The sequence below is a fragment of the Bacillus sp. FSL R9-9410 genome (assembly GCF_038050385.1).
Lineage (GTDB): Bacteria > Bacillota > Bacilli > Bacillales > Bacillaceae_G > Bacillus_A > Bacillus_A cereus_U.
This window is the reverse complement of the sequence record NZ_JBBOTV010000001.1, coordinates 169,552-193,828: the sequence shown is the minus strand read 5'-3', so window position 1 is coordinate 193,828 and position 24,277 is coordinate 169,552. Positions and strand designations below refer to the sequence as shown.

Genomic DNA, 24,277 nt, shown 5'->3' with positions numbered 1-24,277 from the left:
CAGTCTATGCTACAGTTATTTCGTCACATAGCTATACAGCTAGACAACTTATATATTTATAATAGGGTGGGAAAAAAACATGAGCAAACCTCGTATTGGAATGATTGGATTAGGTAGTATTGCACAAAAGGCTTACCTTCCAACACTGACAAAGGAAACTGATTGGACTTTTGTGGGAGCGTTTACACCTAATGTTAATAAAAGAAAACAAATTTGCGAGCAATATCGTATTCAAGATTTCGCTAACCTTCAGGCACTCGCTTCAGAATGTGATGCGGCTTTCGTTCATAGTTCAACTGCTACACATTATGAAATCGTTTCTGAACTTCTGAAAAAAGGAATCGATGTTTATGTTGATAAGCCGCTAGCTGCTACTACTGAACAAGCAGAGAAACTAGTTGAAATGAGTGAAAAGTATAATCGAAAGTTAATGGTGGGATTTAATCGCCGTTTCGTTCCTATGTACGTTACTGCCAAAGAGCAAGCTAATGATACTTCATGGATTCGAATTGAAAAGCACCGCACAAATAAGGTGGGGCCATATACGTATGACTTTACTATGTTAGATGATTACTTACATATTGTAGATACTGCTCGCTGGTTAGCTAACGATGACCTTAACGTCGTTCATAATATGATGCAAATCAATGAAAAGAACGAACTTCTTTACGGACATCATACATATACAACTGCAAATGGACTTTTACTTTCTACGGCGATGCACCGCCATGCAGGTACAAATTTAGAACAAATTGAACTTGTAACGGCAGGTAAAATCATTCGCGTAAAAAATATGAACACATTTGAAATTGAGCAAGAAAACTCCGTTTCACAAAGTGGTTCACCATCATGGGAGACAACGTTAAAGCAGCGCGGATTTGAAGATGCTGTTCATCATTTTATCCAATGTGTACAAGGTGATACACAGCCTATTGTAGATGGATTAGAAGGATTAAAATCTCAACAAATGCTCCAATCTCTACTGCAAGCTGTAAGCAAAAATTAAAACGGATACATTTTTCAGAATTTACTTTCATTCCCATTTCCTCTTTATTTCTATCACAAATTTCTATAGAATATGTTGATAGGAATTATAAATTTCATATTGAATCGTGGAAAGGATGGGATTAACACATGTGGAACGAGTTTAAAAAGTTCGCTTTAAAAGGAAACGTCATTGATCTAGCTGTCGGGGTTGTAATCGGTGCTGCATTCGGTAAAATCGTTAGTTCTTTAGTAAAAGATATCATTACACCATTAATCGGTTTATTAATGGGCGGAATTAACTTCACAGGATTAAAATTTACAGTAGGCGAGGCCTCTGTTAAATATGGTAACTTTATCCAAACGATATTTGACTTCCTAATCGTTGCATTCGCAATCTTCATTTTCGTTAAAGTCTTTAACAAAATGACTTTAAAAAGAGAAGCTGAAAAGAAAGAAGAAAAAGCAACAAAAGAAGAAGTTCTTCTTAGCGAAATTCGCGACTTACTAAAACAACAAAACTCTTCTCAAGATAGAGCATAATTGAACGGACAAAAGGCATGCCCCTCTCGGGACATGCCTTTTTTATATGCTATAACGTTTCTGAATTCATATGAATAAATGCAATAATACCTGCAACCATAAGTACCATAATGCTACCTGCAAATAGTGTAATACCGATAAACATTAAACTCGTACTTAAATCTATCGAAATACTTTCAGTAAAAATTGAAATTACATACGTGATAAGGGCGATTCCTGCAAGAATACTTCCTGGAACAAATCGCTTTAAGCCATTTTGTTTTAACGTCATATATGCAAAAATAGCAGTCATGCAAAGCGTAATTATCCAAAGAACGATCATCTCTTCTCCCCCCTCACAAGCCTTTTCTTTCTATTATACATGACATTGCCCTATAATAGTTAAATTTGCACTTGTGTGACATATAACAAGGAATAACCCCAACTGTAGCGAATGTCTTATGAAGAATCCCAAATACATTACCATTATCAAAGCAACGTATTTACAATACCAGCTTCACTTATCGCGAGTATTGTTTATAAAGTAAAACATTCAGCATAAGGAGATTGATCTCATATGTACGCTGTAAAATTATTATTTGAATCTGTTCATTCAGGTGAACCTAATCCTAGTAAAATTGATGAACATTATGAAGAGAATCACGATACACTTTTTGAAGAAAGTATTATTCTCGTTAAGGCGAACAGTTTAGAGGACGCTCACGAGCTAGGTGAAAAGATAGCTCTACATTCTGAAGATACGTACGATAATATGTACGGTGAGCAAGTAACATGGACGTTTAGAAAAGTGTTGCATGTTTTCGAATTAGATGACACACCATTTGAGACAGGAAAAGAATTATATGCACGCTTTTTACATGTTAAGAAAAATGAAACTGTCGATACAGTAGTTAAACAATACTATCCTGAATACTAATAAGAGCTCACAGCTATCGCTGTGAGCTCTCTTATTCTTACTTCGTTGAATCTCTAAATTGGATACGGTGAGGTAAGATAACTGAGTGATCTTCTACTTTTTCTTTGTTCATGTATTTCGTTAGTAGACGCATTGCTACTGCACCGATATCATACATTGGTTGTACAACTGTTGAAAGCTGTGGACGCACCATTAATGCAAGACGTGTGTTGTCAAAACCAAGCACTTCGATATCAGTTGGTACGTTTAATCCCGCGTCTTGTGCTGCGTGGATTACACCTAGTGCCATTTCATCAGAAGATACGAAGATTGCTGTTGGCTTTTCATCCATGCTCCAAAGTCTTTCAAACGCTTCTATACCTGAATCATATGTGTAATCTCCATCAATTATAAGATTTTCATCATATGAAATACCTGCTTCTTCTAAAGCTTTTTTATAACCTTTTAACTTCTTCGCGCTTCCTGCTTTATCAATGAAAGGACCAGAGACGAAACCGATACGCTTATGTCCTTGCTCAACAAAGTGCTTCATTGCATCGTAAGCGGCTTGTGTATAATCAATATTTACTGATGACGTTTCATTTTGCTCATCAAATGACGCTGCTAATACGATTGGTACTGGAGATTTTTTGAACTCTTCCACGTGAATATCTGTAATATCTTCACCCATGAAAACAATCCCGTCCACTTGTTTCCCAAGCATCGTATTTAATAAGTGGAACTCTTTCTCTTTGTTTTGGTCAGAGTTACTTAAAATGATGTTATATTTGTACATTGTTGCGATATCTTCAATTCCACGAGCAAGTTCTGCATAAAACGTATTTGAGATATCAGGAATAATAACACCCACTGTAGTTGTCTTCTTACTTGCTAGTCCACGTGCTACCGCATTTGGGCGGTATCCTAAAAGATCAATTGCTTCTAATACTTTCTTTCTTGTTGTAGGCTTTACATTTGGGTTACCGTTCACAACACGTGATACGGTAGCCATTGAAACGTTTGCTTCGCGCGCTACATCATAGATTGTTATGTTCATCTCTTCGCACACTCCTTCTATTTATGTTATCTATTTTTATGTATCGGTTCACTTGAATGAAAAAAAGACATCAACTCTATTTGCAGATGCCAACAATCGTCCCGAGTTCTTCCTTTTACTAATGATACGATAAAAACGCAGGGTCATACAATATTTTCCCGCAAAAGTTTCGAAAAAATTCGCTTCTTTTCTCGTATTTTCGTATTTTTTATACAAAAAAGGTCAATTTTTGTAAAAAATTATGTAACAAGGGCTACATAGACTAAGAAACCTTTTTATAATTTACTTCCGAATGCTTTTAATTCTTTCATAAACTCATTGAACTGCGGAAAATTTATAAAATAAAAAAGACAGCTTAAAAACTGTCTTTTTTATTTTATAGGAAAGAAACAAACGGTTTATCGCTGTTCTTCTCTTTTATAATAACAACCTCGATTTTATTCTCGGACTTTATCTGTAATTGAACCTTAGCATCTTTAGGAAATTGTTCTAACATACTTTGAGCAGCCATTTGAGAGAGTGCCATTAATTCTGACTTACCATTATATTTAACGACAAGATCCATCTTTAATTTATCCATCTTATTTTGCTTATAAGAAATCTTAGCATTAACAGGGATATAATCTCCTGGAGAGAATTTCTTTATTGCTTTCGAAAAATCATCTAACTTTTTCTTATCTTCTCCTTGTGCTCCCTCAAATTCTTGAGAAGGATACGAATACGATTTTTCATCAATAGTATCCCAATTTCCAAGGTTAGTCTCGTTCTTTTGAACAGTAGCGCTTGAAATATAAGTACCATTCTTTAAAGAACTTGTACTTTCTTGCTTGAATATAGCAAACGTAATTGGAGATTTGTTATATTTATCATTTTTATTAATAGCTTCTACAAGCCCCTTAGCGACTTCAGTACCTTTAGAAATAGCTTCCTCATTAGATACACTTGAAGACATAGATAAACCAATAACAACACCAGATAAGCTTAGTTCATTTGAATTCTGTTTGCCGAAGTAGTCCTGTTCTATAATATTAGTCAAAACTGGTACTTCTTGTTTCGTAACTAATTCATCAATTGTTTTCTCTGGAATATATTGATTTAATTGTAATACGTAATTTTCTGTATCGAATTGTTTTGAAGCAATATCCATTAAACCATTTTCATATTCTGCTAAATCTAGTTTAGAATTAGTTTTAACATTAACTGTATTAATTACCTTTTGTTCTTTTAAAGGAATAACAGTTCTATAGTAATCCTTAGAAACAGCAGTCCTTGGAATCATACTTTTTTCTTTCGTATCTTTCTGTACAACTTCATCTTTTTTCTCAATAGTATTATTACTGCAAGCCCCCAGTAATACACTTAAGCTTGCGATGAATAACGCCATTTTCTTCATTGCTTAAAACCCACTTTCAAAAGTCAATTTACTTAGTTTTAATGTATCTCTAGTGTACCATTAAATATATTGCAACAAAATAAAAAAGAAGCAAGCCCTTCGCTTGCCTCCCCCTATTTTACATTCTCTTCTAAAGCTTCTTTTTTAATATTCCAATGCGATGTATGCCATACTACCATTCCATCTTTTATGTATAGTACTTGCGGAGATTCATGCTTAATGCTGTACTGCTCTGCAACATTGTTCGAAACATCTCTCGCATCTTGTACGTATAAGTAATATGCTGGCACTTCTCTTTCTTCACCGCAATACGCTTGAAACTCTGTATATGCACCGTGACTAATTGGGCATGTCGTACTATGTTTAAAAAGAACGTAAGGCTCATTCTTTTCTACTAACGCTTCAAGTTCTTCAATTGTTTCAATCTTCATCATACTCATCATTACTCACCTCTCATGCGAAGTCTAGAGCGCTTCTCTCTCTTTTCAGCCTTCTGCTCAGCTTTCTCAAGTTTACGCTCTTCTTTTTCAATCTTTTTCTCTTGTCTCGTAGTACGGTAATGATTATATACTTCAATTGCTGCGCTGCTCCACTGTACAACTTGTGCCACTTTATCTGCATTATTTTCAATTTCGTCTGTAACAGACTCTGAAACGTTGCGAAGCTTCGTATTTAAAGAGTGGATCGTCGTTCCGATTCCATCTACACCTTCTACTACTTTATTTAGCGACTGTGACTTCTGTTGAATATCATCAGCTAACGCATTTGTCTTATGTAATAATTGCTCCGTCTCTACGCTTATTCCTTGCATTTGCTTTTCTAAACCTTCTAACGTACTTGCAACATTTTCTAACGTCTTCTGAACCGATAACAACGTTCTGCATACATACACTACTAATACAGCGAAAGCAACTGCAATAATAGCCGCACTTACATATAAAAGAACTTGCATTTCATCACTTCCTTTATCTTTTTCATACTTTCTCTTATTATACAATCATTTTCCGTTTCGTTCTAATCCCTATCTTTCCATTAGAATTTTCATACTTATTCGTTAACTTTAACACAAATCATTCAACAAATTCCACTAAGTAGGTTACAATAGGTGAGGATACATAATTAGTAGGGAGGCTTTACATATGAAAGATCCACGTATTGAAAAGTTAGCATACAATTTAATTAACTACTCTATCCGATTACAAAAAGGTGAGAAAGTATTAATTGAAAACTTTGGCTTACAAAAAGAACTTGTAACAGCACTTGTAAAAGAAGCATATGCAGCTGGTGGTTTCCCATTCGTTTCTTTAAAAGATCATCAAGTAGATCGCTCTTTATTAATGGGTGCTACTGAAGAACATTTCGAACAAATCGCTGCATATGAAGCGAGCGTAATGAAAGATATGGATGCTTACATTGGTCTTCGCTCTGGTGATAACATTAACGAACAAGCTGACGTTCCAAGTGAACGTATGAAAGTTCACGGCCAAACAGTTGGTAAAAAGGTTCATAGAGACATCCGTGTTCCGAAAACACGCTGGGTTGTTCTTCGCTACCCAAATGCTTCTATGGCGCAGCTTGCTAAAATGAGCACAGAAGCTTTCGAAGACTTCTACTTCGAAGTATGTAACTTAGATTACGGTAAAATGGACAAGGCAATGGATAGCCTTGTTACATTAATGAATAAAACAGATAAGGTTCGCTTAACTGGTCCTGGAACTGACTTAACATTCTCTATTAAAGACATTCCAGCAATTAAATGCTCAGGTCATTTAAACATTCCAGATGGTGAAGTATATTCTGCACCAGTTCGCGATTCTGTTAACGGTACAGTTTCTTATAACACGCCATCACCTTACAACGGCTATACATTTGAAAATGTACAACTTAAATTTGAGAATGGCCAAATCGTTGACGCAACTGCAAACGATTCAGAGCGCATTAACAAAATCTTCGATACAGACGAAGGCGCACGCTACGTTGGTGAGTTCGCAATCGGCGTAAACCCATACATCTTACATCCAATGGGAGACATTCTATTCGATGAAAAAATCGATGGTAGCTTCCACTTCACACCTGGACAAGCTTATGATGATGCATGGAACGGCAACAACTCTAACATCCACTGGGATTTAGTATGCATTCAGCGCCCTGAATATGGCGGCGGCGAAATTTACTTCGACGACGTACTAATCCGTAAAGACGGACGCTTCGTTGTAACTGAACTAGAAGCTTTAAACCCAGAGAACTTAAAATAATATGAAAAGCGCTCGGATAGAATCCCGAGCGCTTTTTCATTAATACTCTAATAATTTTTTAGCTACATCTTCTGGTACTTTAAAACTATTTTTATTTTTCATTTTACTAATTTTCAATTCAACCTCAACATAAGGGACATCTTTATATACTGTCATAGTACCAATTTCATGTAATTCTTTTTTATCTTTACTCGAATCCAATAATTTCGGTGTATCCTCTTGATACATTTTAAACGTTTTCCCTTGCGGAGTATCCATAGGAGCCGATTCCATTTCCCACTCATTCATCTTGATTGATTCAAACAACTTTGTGATTTCTTTCTTATCGGTAATTGTTTTTTTATAGCTCGAATCAATAAGCGATTCTATTTCAATTTTTTGTGCCTTTTCTAAACTAACATCAGACTTCTCTTTCTTCGCACTACATCCTATTAAAAGAATGGATGTGATTAGTAGAAACAAAAACAACATATAATTTTTTTTCATTTCTAATCCCCCTACTTTATATGGAGCTACTTTTCTCGCTTTTTGTTTGCCAAAAATGAAAATAAAATAAAAGCGTCACTGCGATAGTACCTATTAATATTGGGACATATAAGGGCAGATCCCGTTTCATATATACTCTAGTGCAAATAGCCAGCACTAGCAAAATTTCCAAACAAAATAAAGTGAAACTTTAATCAGTGGGGGGGTTGTTCATCCCCCACTGATTATTAGCCCTCACCAATCGGGCGTTTACGGGCAGTTGATCTCCCACCTTACTTCTTTGCTCCAGCCGAATTTTGAGGTGGGATTCTTACTGCCCGCAAATAGCGGGATAAAGATTTTATATATTTCATTTCTTACCTACCATTTCTATTTTCACATATGGATTTTCTTTCGCGATAAACGCCAAAAATTCATCCGGATCTTGCGGCATCGCAATCATATGTACTTTATACGCATTCGTTGTAATCTCAAATGATTTTCCAACTTGACGAACAACTCTTATATCTTTTAATACAACGTCGTCATTTAAAATTCCGTATTTTAAAATACCATTTTCCACTTTATGTTTTTTAATGAACATTTCCCAAACGAGAGGGACATTTACAATAAAACATAATCCCATCCCAATTAGAGCTGAAGCCCAATCCCCTTTTCTTGTAAAAAACATAACTATTGGATATACCACCATAAAAGCTAACGTTATACTAGCGAAAATTATTCCTAACTTACTTCTTTGAATTGGAAAGTTCATACCCACACCCCCTAATCCAAATTATACCATAATTTCCATTTTAGTTTATAAAAAAAGATCATTTATAAATGACCTTTTCAAATAATATATCTATAAAATTTCTTATCTACCTCTAGCACAGGAAAACTTTTTGGCAACTCTACTATACTCACACTTTGGAAACCATTCTTCTCATAAAAGCGATGCGCCGCTAAAAATTTTACTGTTGTTCCTAAATAAATATCTTTCAACTTTTTATCATCAGCCCAAGAAATTGCTGTTTGAAGCAGCATACTTGATGCACCCCATTCTTTTCCGCGGAACTCTTTTTTCACGAACATTTTTCTTAGCGCTACTTGATGCTTCCCAATATCTAATAAAGCTACCGTTCCAACTACTTTACCATCATAAGCTGCTACCCAAAAGTTTCCGCTGTCTCTTTGATAGAACGTTTCTATTTCTAGTAAGTCCGGCTGCTCTTCTTTCGTAATTGGGACATTGTACTCTTTTCGCTGAATATGAACAATGAGATCTACTACTTCATCTCGAAACTTACTTTCATATGGCATAATACAAATCTTCTCGTTCATCGAATATCCTTCCATTCTGAAGCTAGTAAACTATAAACAGCAATATCCTGAAAATGATCATACACCCATTCTTCATCTCGTAAAATTCCATCTAACTTAAACCCTAAACGTTCTGGGATTGCACGGCTTTTCGCATTTTCAACACCGCACCGAATTTCAATTTTATTCAACTTTAAATTTTCAAATGCATAATGAAGCACACTCTTCACACTTCGCGTCATAATACCTTTTCCGCCAGCATCTTCTGCAAGATAATATCCAAGACTCGTAGCTTTCTTACCCCAGATCACTGGATGAATACCTACCATCCCAACGAGCTTTCCTTTATAACGTATGCCAGCCTCGAACCCATCTCCCTCTGCAAATTTCTTTAACCACATCGGAAAAATATCATCATAAGCAGCAGCAGATTTCGTCCCATCTACCCACGGAAGCCATCTTCTTAAATGATTACGATTTTGATCTATTAATTCATATAGTCCCTCTTTATGATGTTTTTCTAATAGTTGTAATTCGATTTCGTCATCTACTCGGAGTGTGAACATGTTTTTTAGCCCCTTTTCATTTTTCTTATTATTCTAACACTTACAGATAAAAAATGTTAAATATTCACACTTTCTTTTTTTATATACGAATAACCACTATATATGATTGATATCTAGATATGAATCATATATAGTTAAGCCATGGAAAAAAATGATAATTTTATAATTCAATTACGTAAAGGTGTTTTTGATCTCGCTATTTTGTCTTTAATAAGCAAACAACCTATGTACGGATACGAAATTACAAGTGCATTACAAGATATCCCTGTATTTCATATTCCAAACGGTTCGATTTATCCTATCTTAAATCGAATTACAAAAAACAATTGGGCTGTTTCCTATTGGGAAGAGTCCGGTGATGGACCAAAAAGAAAATACTATCGGATTACAGATGAAGGGAGAGAAATTTTGCATAATCGCTTAAATGATTATGACGCAGTTTATCATGCTCTAATGTTACTAGCTAAAGGAGAGGATAAAAAATGAACAAGGAACAATTCTTTTCAAATGAACTCATCGCTTCTTTCTTACAGGATCTTCACAAAGGTTTAATGAACTTGCCTACATCAACAAGAGAACAACATGTGCTAGAAATCAAATCCGATTTATATGAAAACGCATTAAGTAAAGAAAGTGACGGGATACCCTTAGCAATTATCCCTCAACAAGTTATTGAAGAATTTCTACCTCCAAAAGAATTAGCAAAGGAAATTGCAGCAGAATATACAGACGTTATTCAAGATGCACAGCAATCTACAAATACATTTATTAAATACTTTACAGGTCTATCAATCGCTCCACTTGGGGCTTTATCAGTACCTATCGCACTTGGTTTTATAAATATTTCAGCTAATTTACCATTTTTACTAGCCTTTATCGCAAGCAACATTTGGTTCATCTGTAGAGAGAACCATTGGAATGCAGATCTATTAAAATTTTTAAAAACAGTGCTTTCTTTTAGTACTAGCGTTTTAATCGCTCTTCCATTTTCATTTTTCGCTATTCGAATTATGATAACAAAACAGTTCGATATGTTTTCATTCTATTATTTAATCGGATATGTATTTTTTAGTTCACTGTATATCGTTTTATTAAAACGACAATACAAAAAGAATAAGCAATATCAACATATCAACGCTTTTTAAAATATATCGAACACAACAAAAAAGACGCACAGCCATAGCTATGCGTCTTTTTTCTTACTTCTCTGCAACTTGAACTTCTTTTACGTAAGCTGCTTCGAATTTTTGGATGTCACCTGCGCCCATGAAAATAAGAACGCCGTGTTTATGTTTCTTTAATACCTCTGTTGTTGTATCTGTAATCAGCTCTGCGCCATCGATACGTTTTTGCAGATCTTCAATTGTTAATTCACCTTTGTTTTCACGTGCTGATCCGAAAATATCACATAAGTATACTTGGTCAGCTTTACTTAAGCTTTCTGCGAACTCATCTAAAAATTTCTCTGTACGTGAGAATGTATGTGGCTGGAATACAGCGACAACTTCACGCTCTGGATGTTTTTGACGAGCTGCTTCAATCGTTGCATTAATTTCTGTCGGATGGTGTGCATAGTCATCAATGATAACTTGCTCTCCCATCGGTTTTTCATTAAAGCGACGTTTAACACCTTCAAATGTTGTTAGTTGATGTTTAACCGCTTCTACATCAACGTCTTCATAATGGCAAAGCGCGATAACTGCTAATGCATTTAATACGCTGTGATCGCCGTATCCTGTAATTTTGAACGTGTCATAATACGTATTACGAACGAATACATCGAATATAGTACCATCAGTTCTCTTTTGAATGTTACGTGCTTGGAAATCATTATCTTCTCCAAATCCATAGAAAATAACAGGTACTTTCGCTTGAATTTTTTGAAGTTCTTCATCATCACCACATGCAATAATACCTTTTTTCACTTGCAATGCCATCTCTTGGAATGCATTAAATACATCATTGATGTCTGCAAAATAATCTGGATGATCGAAATCGATATTTGTCATGATTGCATAGTCTGGATAGTAAGACAAGAAATGACGACGATACTCACAAGCTTCAAATACAAAATACTTACTATTTTCTACCCCATGCCCAGTTCCATCTCCAATAAGGTAAGATGTTGGATGTGCGCCTTGCATTACATGGGCTAACAAACCTGTAGTTGATGTTTTTCCATGTGCACCAGTTACTGCAACACTTGTGTACTGATTCATAAGGTCACCTAAGAAGTGATGATAACGATGTACTGGGATATTTAATTCTTTTGCTGCTACGATTTCTTCATGCGTATCAGGAAATGCGTTTCCTGCGATAATCACTTGTCCTTCTTTAATATTATTTTTATCAAAAGGAAGGATGGAAATACCACGCTTTTCCAATGCTGTTTGTGTAAAGAAACGCTTTTCATAATCAGACCCTTGAACAGTATGCTTCATGTCATGAAGAATTTGTGCTAATGAACTCATTCCTGTTCCTTTAATTCCTACAAAATGGTAAACTGTCATCTTAAAGAACCTCCAACATTTCGAACTAATACAACGGCCTATCTATAAGACAGTATATGAATCTTTTCTTATTTTGGTAATCATCATACATTTCTGATGCAGTGAATTTCTTTTTATATTCACTTATCAGTGATAAACTCGTACGTACTTTTTTTATGTCCATAACACATTTATTATAGCAAAAAACAAGCTGCTATACTATGATAACAGAAAAACTGATAGGGTCAATCACCTATCAGTTTTTCTCGCTTTTACATATCTTCTTTTGTTTCTAATTGAACACGCTCTAGACGTGAATTTGGACGGTATTTACGACCAGCTTTTGCTTCTGGTTTTCCATCTAATTCTACGTTATCACCAGTAAAACCAATATTCATTTTTAATAAGCTACTTCCTACTCCGTATATATCGACAGGAACATTTTGAGCTTCAAATTCACGAATACGCTTCTCATCAAACCCACCAGTTACAACGATATCTACATGTTGGAACCCTTCCTCATCAAGAGCCTTACGAAGTGCAAATACAAGTGATGGATTTACACCACGTGGATCGAATGTTCCAAGTACTTCGGGGTGACGAATGAAGTATTGATCAATCATTGTACGAGACGTATCGACACGTACACCTTTTAATGTTGATCCAAATTCACGCGCTACGCGAAGTGCATCTGTAATGACATCATTGTTATAATCAATTAGTACGACTAATTCATCTTCTGGGAATTTTTTATGATATGCCTTTGCTGCTTCAACAACATCGCCATTAAACATTTGAATTAAAGCGTGAGGCATCGTCCCCATACCACTTCTGCCCCACCATTCATTCATTGCATGCGTTGCTTGTGCGCTCATACCTCCGATGTATGCCGCATAGCCGTCACCAGCTTGTTGAGTATAATGATCGTCACGATCTCCCATGAAAATAACCGGTTTTTCTTTATCTACACTACGTGCAGCTTGGACAACGTTATATACGTTTGTCGCAACTGATGTACGACGAGCTAAAATCCCATCAATTACACCTTCTAAAAAGCCGAAGTATTCATAAGGACCATGAATTGTTAAAACTGTTTCAAACGGGCTAATATTATCGCCATCCTTTAAAGAATGAATTTCTAATTTCTCAGGATTTTTGGCGAATGTTTGTAGCAATGCGATTACCTCATCTGCTCCGCAAAGAACTGAATGTTCTTTTTGGAAAAACTGCATTGTTACAACACTTTTCGGGCGAAATTCTTCAATAATTTCTCTAGTTTTTAAAAAGTAAACGGCAGAGAACCAGCCTTCTCCAACACGTTCATCAAATTTAAATGTTTTATTTGTTAGTCGATTTATTTCACCTTTTAATTTTAATTCAATTTCTTTCATGTCGCTTTACTCCCTACTTTACTATCCAACATTTTCTCTTAGTATACAGCAAAACCGTTTACTATACATTCGTTTCCTGCATAGCGGCAAATTCATCCTCGGAAATAAGGACCTCTCTCGGTTTCGTTCCTCTTGCTTCAGAAATAATCCCTTGCGACTCCATTTCTTCAATTAGACGTGCCGCGCGATTATAACCTATGCGGAATTTTCTCTGTACAGAAGATGTGGACGCCCCCCCTTGCTCTACAACAAATTGACATGCATCAAAAAATAGTTCATCTTCAGACTCACTCTGCTCTGATTTTGCTAATAAATCCTCTTGCTTAAATAAGTAGTTTGGCTTCATTTGCTTTTTCACATGATCAACTGTTCTTTCAATCTCATCATCTGATACGTATACACCTTGTACACGAACTGGTTTAGATGTGCCGTTTCCTAAAAATAGCATATCACCACGGCCAAGTAATTTCTCCGCGCCACCGATATCGATAATCGTACGCGAATCAACTTGAGATGATACTGTAAACGCAATACGCGTTGGAATGTTTGATTTAATTAAACCTGTAATAACGTCTACAGATGGACGCTGCGTCGCAACTAATAAGTGAATACCACAAGCACGAGCTTTTTGTGCAATACGACAAATCGCTTCCTCAACATCACCAGGAGCAACCATCATTAAGTCCGCTAACTCATCAATGACGATTACAATATAAGGTAATGTCTCACCTGGGATTTCTCTCCCACTTACAATCGTATTGTAACGAGTTAAATCACGAGCACCAGCATGAGCAAACAATTCATAACGACGTTCCATCTCTTCAACCGCCCACTTTAACGCAGCTGTAGCTGCTTTTACGTCAGTAATAACAGGTGCTACAAGATGTGGAACAGAATTGTATGGTGCAAGCTCAACCATCTTCGGATCAATTAGTATCAACTTCACTTCATGCGGCTTCGCTTTATATAAAATACTCGTTAAAATCGCGTTAATGCACACACTTTTCCCTGAACCAGTTGCACCCGCAATAAGTCCATGTGGCATTTTTCGAATATCCGTTACAATTGGATCACCTGAAATATCAAGCCCCAGCGCAACTGTAAGCGGTGATTCGCTCTTTGTAAATACAGGACTTCTTAAAATTTCACGCAGGAATACTGGCTTACTTTCCTTGTTTGGAACTTCAATTCCAATTGCACTCTTCCCTGGAATTGGTGCTTCAATTCGAATATCTTTCGCAGCTAAACTTAACTTAATATCATCACTTAAATTTGTAATTTTATTTACTTTCACACCTGGGTCTGGTTGTACTTCAAAACGAGTTACCGCCGGCCCTTGTGACACGTTAATAACATGTGCTCCAACATGGAAATTATTAAATGTCGTATTTAATAATTCTTCCTGTTCTTCTAGCCACTCCGTATTATCTAATGCTGCCTGCTGTGGAATCGCCAACAACGTTAATGGCGGAAGTTCATACTTCGGTGGCGTTTGTAGTACGTTGCGCATATCGTTCTCTTTTTGATTTACAACATATGCTTTCTCTTGTACTTCCGTATTTGAAATTGGCTCTTGTACTTGTTCAGCCACCACTACTTGTTGCATCGGTTTTTCTTCCACTTGCGGTTCCACTACCACTTGTTGCATCGGTTTTTCTTCCACTTGGGCTTCCACCGCTACTTGCTGCATTGGCTTTTCTTCCGCTTGGGCTTCCACCGCTACTTGCTGCATTGGTTTTTCTTCCGCTTGCGCTTCTACTACCACTTGCTGCATTGGTTTTTCTTCCATTTGGGTTTCTACCACTACTTGTTGCATTGGCTTTTCTTCCACTTGGGCTTCCACTACCACTTGCTGCATTGGTTTTTCCGTTACTCGTTCACCGACAGTAGATTGCGTTACGTTCGTTCTTACCGCATGTCTTTCCATTAACTTCTTTCTGTCTTGTTTTAACATGACAACGTTAAATGGAACATGACGCTTTTTCTCACGTTTCGGCTCTTCTTTTTGTGCAGCAGGCTGTTCTTCAACAACTTGTTTCTTTTCATCAGCTTCTTCAATTAAAACATTCGCAAAGCTTTGAACATCTTTCTTCGTTTGCTCATCTGCTTCTGAAACTGGTACGAATACTTCACTTTCTTCCATGAACTCAATTGTTTCTTGCTGAGAAATCACTGGTTGCTCTTCAACTGCTATATTTTCTAACGACTCTGTATTCATCGTTTCTTCAATTACTTCTTCTTGCGGTGTTTCCTCTAATGCGAATTCCGTAACTGATTCTATTTCCTTAGATTCCTCTAATTCCACAGCTTCTTCTGCTTCTTCAGATTCTTCTAACTCCGCAACTTCTTCTGCTTCTTTAGATTCCTCTAATTCCACAACCTCTGCTTCCTCAGATTCTTCTAATTCCACAACTTCTGCTTCCTCAGATTCTTCTAATTCCACAACTTCTGCTTCCTCAGATTCTTCTAACTCCACAACTTCTTCTGCTTCCTCAGATTCTTCTAACTCCGCATCTTCTTCTGCTTCCTCAGATTCTTCTAACTCCACAACTTCTTCTGCTTCCTTAGATTCTTCTAACTCCACAACTTCTTCTGCTTCCTCAGATTCTTCTAACTCCACATCTTCTTCTGCTTCTTTAGATGCTTCTAATTCCACAACTTCTTCTGCTTCCTTAGATTCTTCTAACTCCACAACTTCTTCCGCTTCTTTAGATTCCTCTAATTCCACTTCTTCTGCTTCCTTAGCTTCTTCTAACTCCACAACTTCTTCCGCTTCTTTAGATTCCTCTAATTCCACTTCTTCTGCTTCTTTAGATTCCTCTAACTCCGCATCTTCTTCTGCTTCTTTAGATTCTTCTAATTCCACTTCTTCTGCTTCCTCAGATTCTTCTAATTCCACTTCTTCTTCTTCCTCAGATTCTTCTAATTCCACTTCTTCTGCTTCCTCAGATTCTTCTAATTCCACTTCTTCTTCTTCAAAAGCATCTGGTATTTCTATAGTAATTGTTTCTTCAAGCTTTTCATCTGCTTTTACAATCACTACATCTTCTAAGGTTTCTTCTTCGACTTGATTTGCTGCAACTTCAGCAACAGTTTCTTCTATTTCTGTATTACATTCATTTTCTTCTGTTAATATCGAATACACATGCTCTACTTTAGAATCTATTGACTCTTCTTGTAAAGTTTCTTCGTTATCTTCTGTAGATGATAACGCCACTACATCTTGCTCCTGCTTCAAGGCTTGTACAATTGTAGCCTCTTCTTCCACATGCTGTCCTACTGTTTTATGAAGCAAATCATCACTTAGGCTTTCTTCTAATGAAGGGGCTTGACGTTCAACTTCGTAACCGTTTTTCTCTAACCATGCATCCACAACCGATTTTTCTTCTACTTTATTACTTCGTTCGTTCACTCCATTCTTAACAGATGAACTTCCTTGTAGAACTCCCGAAAAGTCAGATAATGTATATCCCTTTTTCTCTAACCATGCGTCAACAACAGCTTTTCCTTCAACAGATATTTCAAGATCTTCTCTTTCCTTTTCTTCCTCCTGCACAACCTTCGTTTCTACTGAAGGACGGTTATATCCATAAATCGGAGAAATCATTTCTGTTGGACGAAATGGTCTACGGTTACTTTCTTGCGACGGTACGAATGCTTTTTTTACGACAGGCTCTGGTTCCGGTTCATATTGCAATTCCGGTTCTTCATATGTAGGGGCTTCTGTTTCCACATACGATCGTCTACTTCTTTCCACTTTTATTCCTCTTTGAGTAGGCTGTTCTTCATATGTTCCTCTTTGAATAGGTTGTTCTTCAAAGTTAGGCAGTTCTCTTACATCCTCCTCATCGAAGCCATTATCTGGTATTAATGGAAAACGACATTTCCCTGCATTCCGATTTGCCATTTGTGCTTCTCTTGCTTCAGTGTAGTGGTTTACACGAGGAATTTTCGGCTGACTTACAATTTGCTTTGGTACTTCTTTATTCATCACTGTTTTTTCTTCCTCTTTGTTAAACAGCTTTTTCATCCAATCTAACATGCTTACCACTCTTTCTACTAAATAGTAACAACCTTTATTGTATCAGCATTCGGCAAAAAGTGCAGGTAAAATTAAGCATCTTAACTTTATCCATAATATTCTAATTTACGAGTATTTTGTATATAGAAAAAAGCAGCCTTCCATATAAGACTGCAATTTAAGCTTTATTTTTCTGATATTCATCTACACTATCCGTCACGCTTTGTAACAAAGAATTTACATACTGTGGGTCAGATAATTTTTTGTCTTCTTCTGGGTTTGACATAAATCCGAGTTCTAATAGTACTCCGGGTACTTTCGACCAATTAAATCCAGAAAGGTCATCTCGAAATTTAATTACATTTACTTTCACCTGATGATTTTCCCTCATTTTGTTTACAATTGTTTGAGAGACTTGAAAACTTTCAGCATAGATTTCTTTCGTATATTGATTTCCTTCCGCTGGCGTCAATACAGCGAACCCACTTTGGTTTGGATTTTCAGAACCGTCCGCGTGAAGACGTAAAAATAAATTCGCCTTATGATCATTCGCGAATGTCGCTCGTTCCTTATTACTTATATCAACCTCATGTGACGTTCTTGTCATCAATACTTGTATACCTTTTGCTTCCAATTTTTCTTTCAATATAAAAGCCATCTCTAATACAAGAACTGATTCCCTCTTTTTCGTTACAACTCCCGTTGTTCCGTCTGTTACTTTATATTTTTGCGTAGTTGCTCCTGGACCAATTGGCTCTAAATTTAAATTCGCTTTTTGTTGATGCCCCGGATCAATAATAACGAGAAACTTCTCTTGTTTCTCATTACTCTCTACTTTTTGTTCATTATTTTGTACGGGCTGTTCAGTCGTCTGCGCCGGCGGGATTTCCTCCGTCTTTTCTTTGGCCGACACTTCCTCCTGCTTAAGTTCAACTTGTTCATTCGTTTGAATTGCTTGCGGTTCTTCTTTCTTTTCTTGTTCTTCTTTCTGCTTTTCTACCGGTGCGTCTTCTTTTTTATCGTTGTTTTTCTCTTGTACAGAAGATGTTGTTTCTTTTTTCGGTTGTTCTTGTGAACAACCTCCCATATATATTCCAATGACTGCAATAGCGCACATTATTTTTATATACTTCATTTTTCTCTCCTATCACTTTGCACCGGGCTCAAAGCATTTTCTTATAGTATTTTTATAATATCATCCATATTTCCGATATAAATCGGTTGCCACGTTTCCGTACCGCGCTCAGCTGTATAAACAGGATAAATATCTTTATCTACATTAACGAAAACAGGTTCCCCCATGTCCGTTTCATATCCGATAACAATCCATCCTTCCTGCCATTTTCCACTTTCATTGCTTATTAATGAATTTTTATGTTTATCATATCGGTAACCGATTTGTCCTTTTTCTAATTCATCTTCGCTAAATAAATATATTTCATAGGAACCTAACTCGATATCTTGCTGTTTTGAAGTTTCAATTCGTTTCAGAAGTTCTGCAATTTTTGGTTGTTGTTTCATACGTCTATCCCCTTCTTTTTTCTAAATTTTACCTAATCTATTTTTAAAATACAATATAGATTTTGAGAGGAAACGTTACAATGCTAGGAATTCCGCACAAAAAAAAGTAGCCTCACGTATGCGAGGCTACTTTTCTAATATCAATTAAAATTTAAATTCTTGTCCAACTTCAAAACTGTCTTCTAATACAAGAATACCTTTTTCTTCTGGAGCATCTGGAAGCTCTAATTCACGTGCAGAGCAAATCATTCCAGAAGAAGGAACACCGCGAAGTTCAGCTGGTTTAATTAACATACCACTTGGCATTACAGCACCGATTTTTGCAATAACAACTTTTTGTCCTGCATCAACGTTTGGTGCACCACATACGATTTGTAATGTTTCTGTACCGATTTCTACTGTACAGATGTTTAATTTATCAGCATTTGGATGCTTCTCTTTTTCAGCTACATAGCCTACAACAAATTTCGGCGTGAAATCAGCTTCTACTTTTTCTTCAAAGCCGTTCTTTGCTAAAATGTCGTTAATTTTTTCAACAAACTCTTTCGTTAATGTAACGTTTCCGTTGTCTGTTACTTCTACATAAGAAGACGCATTAAAGATGTTGAATCCTCCTGTTACGTTGCTTTCACGATCATAAACGCGAGCAACATCTCCTTTGCGGTCAAATGTACGGTTTTCTAAAGTAATATCTTGTAAGGTAACAATTAAAGTGTCACCAATTCCTTCAAGGTTGTAAAAAACGTTCACTTCGTTCATCCTTTCTCTTTTCCATCTGTCTTCTTCCGATTCTTCGCTAAAATAAAGATTGGTTCAAAGTCCCCATCTTCATATACGAATGAAAGTGATGTAATCGGAACATGCCCTTCGGCAAAAAATTTCATTGTCATTTGTGCAATAATATCATAACCGATTTCGTTGACGATATCAGCAATAATTAATACATCTTGGTGAGGAACTGCAACAACCATATCACCAGAGATCTTTTCACGCATCGAGTGTAGTAACGATTCGTTTAAAATACGAGTCGCATCGTATCCATCATTTGTGTTTAAAAAGTAGAATGTATTACCGGCTACTGTGTCCTGCTTAAATTCATAACCTAATGAGCGAGCATTAAATAATGCCATTTCACGTACTTGTTCCTCTGTAAGCTCTAATTTTTGCAATAAGCGCTCATCAATTAATCGATACGTTTTATTAGAATCTAGCGCATAGTAAATACGTGTTTCCGCCGTATGGTCCGTCATAAGAAACGGATTTCCTTCTTCTGATTGTTTCGGGAAAGAAGTAGAGCGAATAACAGGTAAAATTTTCGCCGTGCTATTTTCTTCTTTATGCATTGCAATTAGCGCTTCTTGTACGTAATAAGCGACCTCTTCAATCGCTTTTTCTTTGTTCACTTCCCATTTTGCAACTACTCCTGGAAGTGATACGTTAATACCTTTTTTCGAGTCTGCTTGTTCAATACGAAGAACTTCTTTCTCGCTATCATAATGAAAGTCCCATTCTGGTCGAGATAATTTCTTCATTAACTCGTCTTTCATCTTTTTACTTGTCATTTTCATCTCTTTTTCCTCCCTTCCAAAAAAATAACCTCCCCCGCGAAGGTAGAGGTTGTTTTTACAATTCAATTGGCTAATTGTCTTATTTTAAACCTTCAATAAACTCTTCGATTTGCTCTTGTGTTTTACGATCTTTATTTACATAGCGTCCAGTTTCTTCACCTTTATTGTACGCTACAAAGCTTGGAATGCCAAATACGTCTACTTTCACGCATAAATCAATAAACTCATCACGATCTACATAGTAAAATGAGAAATCACTATACTTCTCTTCTACTTCTGGCATAAATGGATCAACGAAACGGCAATCTGGGCACCATTCTGCTGAGAACATGAAGACTACATTCTCTTCATTTTTTAATTCTTGGAATTGTTCCATGCTTTCTAATGATTTCATCTATATTTCCTCCTCTAACGAGTGCACTTTTTTCACACTATAATCTTTTCTTTATACTACCATACATCGCGCATGGTGCAAGGTTTATGCTTGCTTTTCATCATACTTATATTGCCCAACAAGTAACTTAACAACGTGTACAAATAACTCCGTTCGGTCGACATAATCATCTGTAAAAATACCGATAGCACCTTCGTGACTACGAATATCTTTTCGCTCTACAAACTCTTCCATCACTTCACTTAGCTCTTTTCCTTCTTCAAGAGGCGCTAAAAAATCGTCTGGTAACTTAATACGTGCCCCGCCTGCTACAAATGTTTTACCGTCAATCGTCGCTAAAGCACCCCAGTTACACATAAATAATCCATGCTCCGTTTTCATAACACCGCCTTCTAGCCCAATGCCGATATGAGCTTCACCTTCCTGTAACGCTCTCTTCGCCCTATTTACTGCTCCTTGCATCGTCTCTTCATCTGAGAAAGGCTGGTTTGCCACTCCTGACGGAACAGAAAGAGATGTAATTTCAGCATCTTTCCAAACCTTCTCCACAGCCCCAACCTTCGTTTTATTCTTCGATCCAACTACTACCTTCATTTCATTCACCTCTATATAAATTCACACTCATATTCCTTCTACATTCAAACTTTTCACTTTCACAACTTCGGGACTCGAACGTTAAAATAGATCATACTCTCACTATCTATTCGGAGTGAGCACCAATTAAGCACTAACCACTACCACTCATCGCTGTGCCCTCTCTCCCACCTAAAAAAAGAAAGGCTCTTCAGCCCTTCTTCCTCTTTACGCGTTATTCTTAATTGTCTCTAACGTCGTTTTGTCCGTCGCTCTCACAAGCTTCGTAATTAATTCCTTCGCTGCCGCATAATCATCAACATGTAAAATAGAAGCATGTGTATGAATGTAGCGTGCACAAACACCAATTACTGCTGATGGGATACCAGAGTTACTTGTATGTACACGGCCCGCATCTGTACCACCTTGTGAAATAAAGTATTGGTACGGAATGTTATGTGTTTCTGCTGTATCTAAAATGAATTCGCGCATTCCTCTATGTGTTATCATTGTGCGGTCATAAATGCGAAGAAGCGCGCCTTTTCCTAATTGACCGAACTGCGTCTTATCACCAGATGCATCATTTGCTGGACTTGCATCAAGCGCATAGAAAATATCTGGTTGAATCATATTTGCAGCAGTTTGTGCTCCGCGAAGACCTACTTCTTCTTGTACAGTCGCACCAGAGTATAATGTGTTTGGTAATGTTTCATCTTTTAATTCTTTTAGCAATTCGATAGCAAGACCACACCCATAGCGGTTGTCCCAAGCTTTCGCCATAATTTTCTTCTCATTTGCCATCGGCGTGAATGGGCAGATTGGAACGATTTGTTGCCCTGGCTTTATGCCAATTTCAATTGCATCTTCATAACTATCTGCACCTATATCAATTAACATATTTTTTATATCCATCGGTTTTGCACGTTGCGCATCACTTAATAAATGAGGCGGAATAGAACCAACAACCCCAATAACAGGGCCATTCTTCGTCATAACTTGTACACGCTGAGCTAATAGTACTTGGCTCCACCAGCCACCTAACGTTTGAAAACGAAGCATCCCATTTTTCGTAATTTGTGTAACCATGAAACCTACTTCATCCATATGACCTGCTACAAGAACGCGCGGGCCAGTTTCGTCCCCTTTTTTCAGACCAAATACGCTACCTAAACCGTCTTGCACAATTTCATCAGCATATTTGCTTAATTCTTGCTTCATAAAACGGCGCACATCATGTTCAAAACCCGATGCACCTTGTAATTCTGTTAACGTACGAAATAATTGTAATGTCTCTTTATTCACGAAGTCCCCTTCTTTCAAACCTTAGTAGAATACCTCTTTTATTGTAACGAAATTTTCGAAATGTTTCTAGTTTCTTCTTTTTTAGTTGCATTTGCATTATAATTATTATTGGTACACTATTTTTATTTTACAGAATTGAGGTGAATATATGAGCTGGAAAGGTTTAGTCACAGGTCTTGGCGTTGGGTTCGCAGCTGGTTATTTCGTTGCAAACAAAGTACAAGAACAATCCCATATTTCTTCAGAAAAAGCATTGAAAATGGTGAAACAAGCATTAAGTCATAAAGGTGAAATTACTGGCTCTTGGGTACATATGGTTCCAGAGACATTTGAAAAATATGATGTCGCGTACGAAGTTTATCGCGGCGGTCTTACAACGATGTTAGATGAAATACAAGAACGATTTGAATTTTTAGTTGATGCTAAAACAGGTACTGTTTTAGAAGTTATAGCAGCATAAAAAGGAGGTTTCCCGTTAGGTGAACCTCTTTTTTTTTGAAAATCGCCGATAGTAATTAAAATTATATCGACGATTTTTTAAATATATCGATTTACCGAAAAAATCTGATAATAATAGCGATCAATAATAAGAGGCGGCTTTCCAACAAATATTTTTGAACAATCTCCTCTTATTAAGCTTCTACAATTGTTTTTCTCTCTATCTTGTCCACTATATGCCCTTCCTCATTCCACTTTACTGCACGGTAATATGCATCATGATAAAAAGTAAACCACGCCTCTTTTTCAGCACCATACTTTATCCACTTTTGTTTATGTTCAATCGATGTCATCGGATAATCATCGTATGCCATTACCCACAATACATTTTGATGTGCATGCGTCGGTAAAATATCCGCTAAATGAAGCATCGTTTCACCTTGACTTTCAAGAATGATAACGGCATGTCCATCACTATGACCACCTGTATGCGCCATTTTTATTTCATCCGTAATTTCTATTTCTTGTCTGAACGTAACAATCTTATCAACGATTGGCTCCCAATTTTCCTTCCAATATGTATTACGCGATCTAACATTTGGATTTTTCATTTCATTCCATTCAGTCTCACTTACATAAATCGTTGCGTTCGGAAACGCCGGAACAAGGTGGTTTCCCTCCCATTTTGTTAAACCAGATGCATGGTCAAAATGAAGATGTGTCATTAAGACGTAATGAATATCTTCAGTATGCAGTCCAAGTTTTTCTAAAGATTCCTTAACTGATGATTCTTCTGTTACACCTTGATTCCGCTTCATTTTCTCATTCAATTTACCGTTGCCTATCCCTGCATCAATAAGCATGTTTCCTTCTTTCGTTTGCAAGAGTAACGGATCTGTTCGTAAATAAATATGATTTGTATCATTATGTTTATATTTGCGTGACCAAAGTACTTTTGGCACAACTCCAAACATCGCGCCTCCATCTAAATGTGTATTCCCACCTTTTAGCCACGTCACTTTTATATTTCCAATTTGTAACTGTTCCATATCCAATCCCCCTTTTTTATTTAATTTTAGCATAATATTCCGATTATTTT

27 protein-coding genes and 1 pseudogene are annotated in these 24,277 nt (G+C 36.7%); 8 read left to right on the top strand and 20 right to left on the bottom strand.

Annotation, left to right across the window (positions count from 1 at the left end; translation table 11 throughout):
- Positions 1 to 79 precede the first annotated feature (79 nt).
- Positions 80 to 1,006, top strand: coding sequence for a Gfo/Idh/MocA family protein (locus tag MKX77_RS01105; RefSeq protein WP_341305598.1), 927 nt, complete (start codon positions 80 to 82; stop codon positions 1,004 to 1,006).
- A 128-nt stretch (positions 1,007 to 1,134) separates the two neighbouring features.
- Complete coding sequence (gene mscL / locus MKX77_RS01100; RefSeq protein WP_341305597.1) at positions 1,135 to 1,527, top strand: large conductance mechanosensitive channel protein MscL; 393 nt, start codon at positions 1,135 to 1,137, stop codon at positions 1,525 to 1,527.
- Positions 1,528 to 1,576: 49 nt separating this feature from the next.
- Here the strand turns inward: mscL and MKX77_RS01095 are convergent, their stop codons facing one another.
- Positions 1,577 to 1,849, bottom strand: coding sequence for a DUF3917 domain-containing protein (locus tag MKX77_RS01095; RefSeq protein ID WP_002112306.1), 273 nt, complete (start codon positions 1,847 to 1,849; stop codon positions 1,577 to 1,579).
- 111 nt (positions 1,850 to 1,960) lie between these two features.
- On the opposite strand from MKX77_RS01095, the pseudogene MKX77_RS01090 reads away from it, so the two are divergent.
- Both MKX77_RS01090 and MKX77_RS01085 read left to right on the top strand, forming a co-directional pair.
- Positions 1,961 to 2,068: pseudogene (locus MKX77_RS01090) on the top strand (DUF3949 domain-containing protein); the annotation flags it as partial.
- A 15-nt stretch (positions 2,069 to 2,083) separates the two neighbouring features.
- Positions 2,084 to 2,443 carry a DUF4288 domain-containing protein gene (locus MKX77_RS01085; protein ID WP_341305596.1) on the top strand — a complete coding sequence of 120 codons (360 nt, stop codon included), beginning with the start codon at positions 2,084 to 2,086 and terminating at the stop codon, positions 2,441 to 2,443.
- Positions 2,444 to 2,480: 37 nt separating this feature from the next.
- On the opposite strand, the gene ccpA is transcribed toward MKX77_RS01085, so the two are convergent.
- From ccpA to MKX77_RS01065, 4 genes are all read right to left on the bottom strand, one after another.
- A complete protein-coding gene (gene ccpA / locus MKX77_RS01080) occupies positions 2,481 to 3,479 on the bottom strand; it encodes a catabolite control protein A (RefSeq protein ID WP_215554432.1) in 999 nt (332 codons plus the stop codon).
- 376 nt (positions 3,480 to 3,855) lie between these two features.
- Positions 3,856 to 4,872, bottom strand: coding sequence for a CamS family sex pheromone protein (locus tag MKX77_RS01075; RefSeq protein WP_341305595.1), 1,017 nt, complete (start codon positions 4,870 to 4,872; stop codon positions 3,856 to 3,858).
- A gap of 113 nt (positions 4,873 to 4,985) precedes the next feature.
- A complete protein-coding gene (ytxJ, locus tag MKX77_RS01070; RefSeq protein ID WP_341305594.1) occupies positions 4,986 to 5,312 on the bottom strand; it encodes a bacillithiol system redox-active protein YtxJ in 327 nt (108 codons plus the stop codon).
- 2 nt (positions 5,313 to 5,314) lie between these two features.
- Positions 5,315 to 5,824: a DUF948 domain-containing protein gene (locus MKX77_RS01065; protein ID WP_012261840.1), complete on the bottom strand. Its 510-nt coding sequence runs from the start codon at positions 5,822 to 5,824 to the stop codon at positions 5,315 to 5,317.
- 187 nt (positions 5,825 to 6,011) lie between these two features.
- Here MKX77_RS01065 and MKX77_RS01060 point away from each other — a divergent pair, with 187 nt between their 5' ends.
- Complete coding sequence (locus MKX77_RS01060) at positions 6,012 to 7,127, top strand: aminopeptidase (RefSeq protein WP_002034367.1); 1,116 nt, start codon at positions 6,012 to 6,014, stop codon at positions 7,125 to 7,127.
- Between the two features lie 39 nt (positions 7,128 to 7,166).
- Here the strand turns inward: MKX77_RS01060 and MKX77_RS01055 are convergent, their stop codons facing one another.
- The 4 genes from MKX77_RS01055 to MKX77_RS01040 form a co-directional block, all read right to left on the bottom strand.
- Positions 7,167 to 7,613, bottom strand: a complete 447-nt coding sequence (locus MKX77_RS01055) for a hypothetical protein (RefSeq protein ID WP_341305593.1) — start codon at positions 7,611 to 7,613, stop codon at positions 7,167 to 7,169.
- A 349-nt stretch (positions 7,614 to 7,962) separates the two neighbouring features.
- Positions 7,963 to 8,367 (bottom strand): PH domain-containing protein, encoded by a 405-nt coding sequence (locus MKX77_RS01050; RefSeq protein WP_341305592.1) that lies wholly within the window; start codon positions 8,365 to 8,367, stop codon positions 7,963 to 7,965.
- A 77-nt stretch (positions 8,368 to 8,444) separates the two neighbouring features.
- Entirely contained in the window at positions 8,445 to 8,936 is a 492-nt protein-coding gene (locus MKX77_RS01045) for a GNAT family N-acetyltransferase (protein WP_341305591.1), read from the bottom strand.
- Positions 8,933 to 9,481, bottom strand: a complete 549-nt coding sequence (locus tag MKX77_RS01040; protein WP_215554437.1) for a GNAT family N-acetyltransferase — start codon at positions 9,479 to 9,481, stop codon at positions 8,933 to 8,935. Before MKX77_RS01040 ends, MKX77_RS01045 begins: the two co-directional genes overlap by 4 nt.
- Positions 9,482 to 9,622: 141 nt before the next feature.
- Between MKX77_RS01040 and MKX77_RS01035 the strand changes: the two genes are divergently transcribed.
- On the top strand, positions 9,623 to 9,967 hold the full coding sequence (locus MKX77_RS01035) for a PadR family transcriptional regulator (RefSeq protein WP_341305590.1): 345 nt from the start codon (positions 9,623 to 9,625) through the stop codon (positions 9,965 to 9,967).
- A complete protein-coding gene (locus MKX77_RS01030; protein ID WP_341305589.1) occupies positions 9,964 to 10,626 on the top strand; it encodes an HAAS signaling domain-containing protein in 663 nt (220 codons plus the stop codon). Before MKX77_RS01035 ends, MKX77_RS01030 begins: the two co-directional genes overlap by 4 nt.
- Before the next feature lie 54 nt (positions 10,627 to 10,680).
- On the opposite strand, the gene murC is transcribed toward MKX77_RS01030, so the two are convergent.
- The 10 genes from murC to MKX77_RS00980 form a co-directional block, all read right to left on the bottom strand.
- A complete protein-coding gene (gene murC, locus MKX77_RS01025) occupies positions 10,681 to 11,991 on the bottom strand; it encodes a UDP-N-acetylmuramate--L-alanine ligase (RefSeq protein ID WP_215554438.1) in 1,311 nt (436 codons plus the stop codon).
- 251 nt (positions 11,992 to 12,242) lie between these two features.
- Entirely contained in the window at positions 12,243 to 13,361 is a 1,119-nt protein-coding gene (locus MKX77_RS01020) for a nicotinate phosphoribosyltransferase (protein ID WP_215554439.1), read from the bottom strand.
- A 61-nt stretch (positions 13,362 to 13,422) separates the two neighbouring features.
- A complete protein-coding gene (locus MKX77_RS01015) occupies positions 13,423 to 17,403 on the bottom strand; it encodes a DNA translocase FtsK (RefSeq protein ID WP_341305588.1) in 3,981 nt (1,326 codons plus the stop codon).
- Between the two features lie 157 nt (positions 17,404 to 17,560).
- The gene (locus MKX77_RS01010; RefSeq protein ID WP_341305587.1) at positions 17,561 to 18,517 is read right to left on the bottom strand and encodes an N-acetylmuramoyl-L-alanine amidase; all 957 of its coding nucleotides are present in this window, start codon (positions 18,515 to 18,517) and stop codon (positions 17,561 to 17,563) included.
- A gap of 41 nt (positions 18,518 to 18,558) precedes the next feature.
- Positions 18,559 to 18,903 carry a thiamine transporter gene (locus MKX77_RS01005; RefSeq protein WP_341305586.1) on the bottom strand — a complete coding sequence of 115 codons (345 nt, stop codon included), beginning with the start codon at positions 18,901 to 18,903 and terminating at the stop codon, positions 18,559 to 18,561.
- A gap of 144 nt (positions 18,904 to 19,047) precedes the next feature.
- A complete protein-coding gene (gene ytpR, locus MKX77_RS01000; RefSeq protein ID WP_341305585.1) occupies positions 19,048 to 19,662 on the bottom strand; it encodes a YtpR family tRNA-binding protein in 615 nt (204 codons plus the stop codon).
- The gene (locus MKX77_RS00995) at positions 19,659 to 20,471 is read right to left on the bottom strand and encodes a DUF1444 domain-containing protein (protein ID WP_215554443.1); all 813 of its coding nucleotides are present in this window, start codon (positions 20,469 to 20,471) and stop codon (positions 19,659 to 19,661) included. Before MKX77_RS00995 ends, ytpR begins: the two co-directional genes overlap by 4 nt.
- Positions 20,472 to 20,550: 79 nt before the next feature.
- On the bottom strand, positions 20,551 to 20,865 hold the full coding sequence (locus MKX77_RS00990) for a thioredoxin family protein (protein WP_002015619.1): 315 nt from the start codon (positions 20,863 to 20,865) through the stop codon (positions 20,551 to 20,553).
- Positions 20,866 to 20,949: 84 nt separating this feature from the next.
- Entirely contained in the window at positions 20,950 to 21,459 is a 510-nt protein-coding gene (locus tag MKX77_RS00985) for a DUF84 family protein (protein WP_199708928.1), read from the bottom strand.
- A gap of 207 nt (positions 21,460 to 21,666) precedes the next feature.
- Entirely contained in the window at positions 21,667 to 22,740 is a 1,074-nt protein-coding gene (locus tag MKX77_RS00980) for a M42 family metallopeptidase (RefSeq protein ID WP_078173974.1), read from the bottom strand.
- A gap of 148 nt (positions 22,741 to 22,888) precedes the next feature.
- On the opposite strand from MKX77_RS00980, the gene MKX77_RS00975 reads away from it, so the two are divergent.
- Positions 22,889 to 23,200, top strand: a complete 312-nt coding sequence (locus tag MKX77_RS00975) for a PepSY domain-containing protein (RefSeq protein WP_002112333.1) — start codon at positions 22,889 to 22,891, stop codon at positions 23,198 to 23,200.
- 172 nt (positions 23,201 to 23,372) lie between these two features.
- Here MKX77_RS00975 and MKX77_RS00970 read toward each other — a convergent pair whose 3' ends face one another.
- The gene (locus MKX77_RS00970; RefSeq protein WP_435868534.1) at positions 23,373 to 24,227 is read right to left on the bottom strand and encodes a YtnP family quorum-quenching lactonase; all 855 of its coding nucleotides are present in this window, start codon (positions 24,225 to 24,227) and stop codon (positions 23,373 to 23,375) included.
- Positions 24,228 to 24,277: the final 50 nt, after the last annotated feature.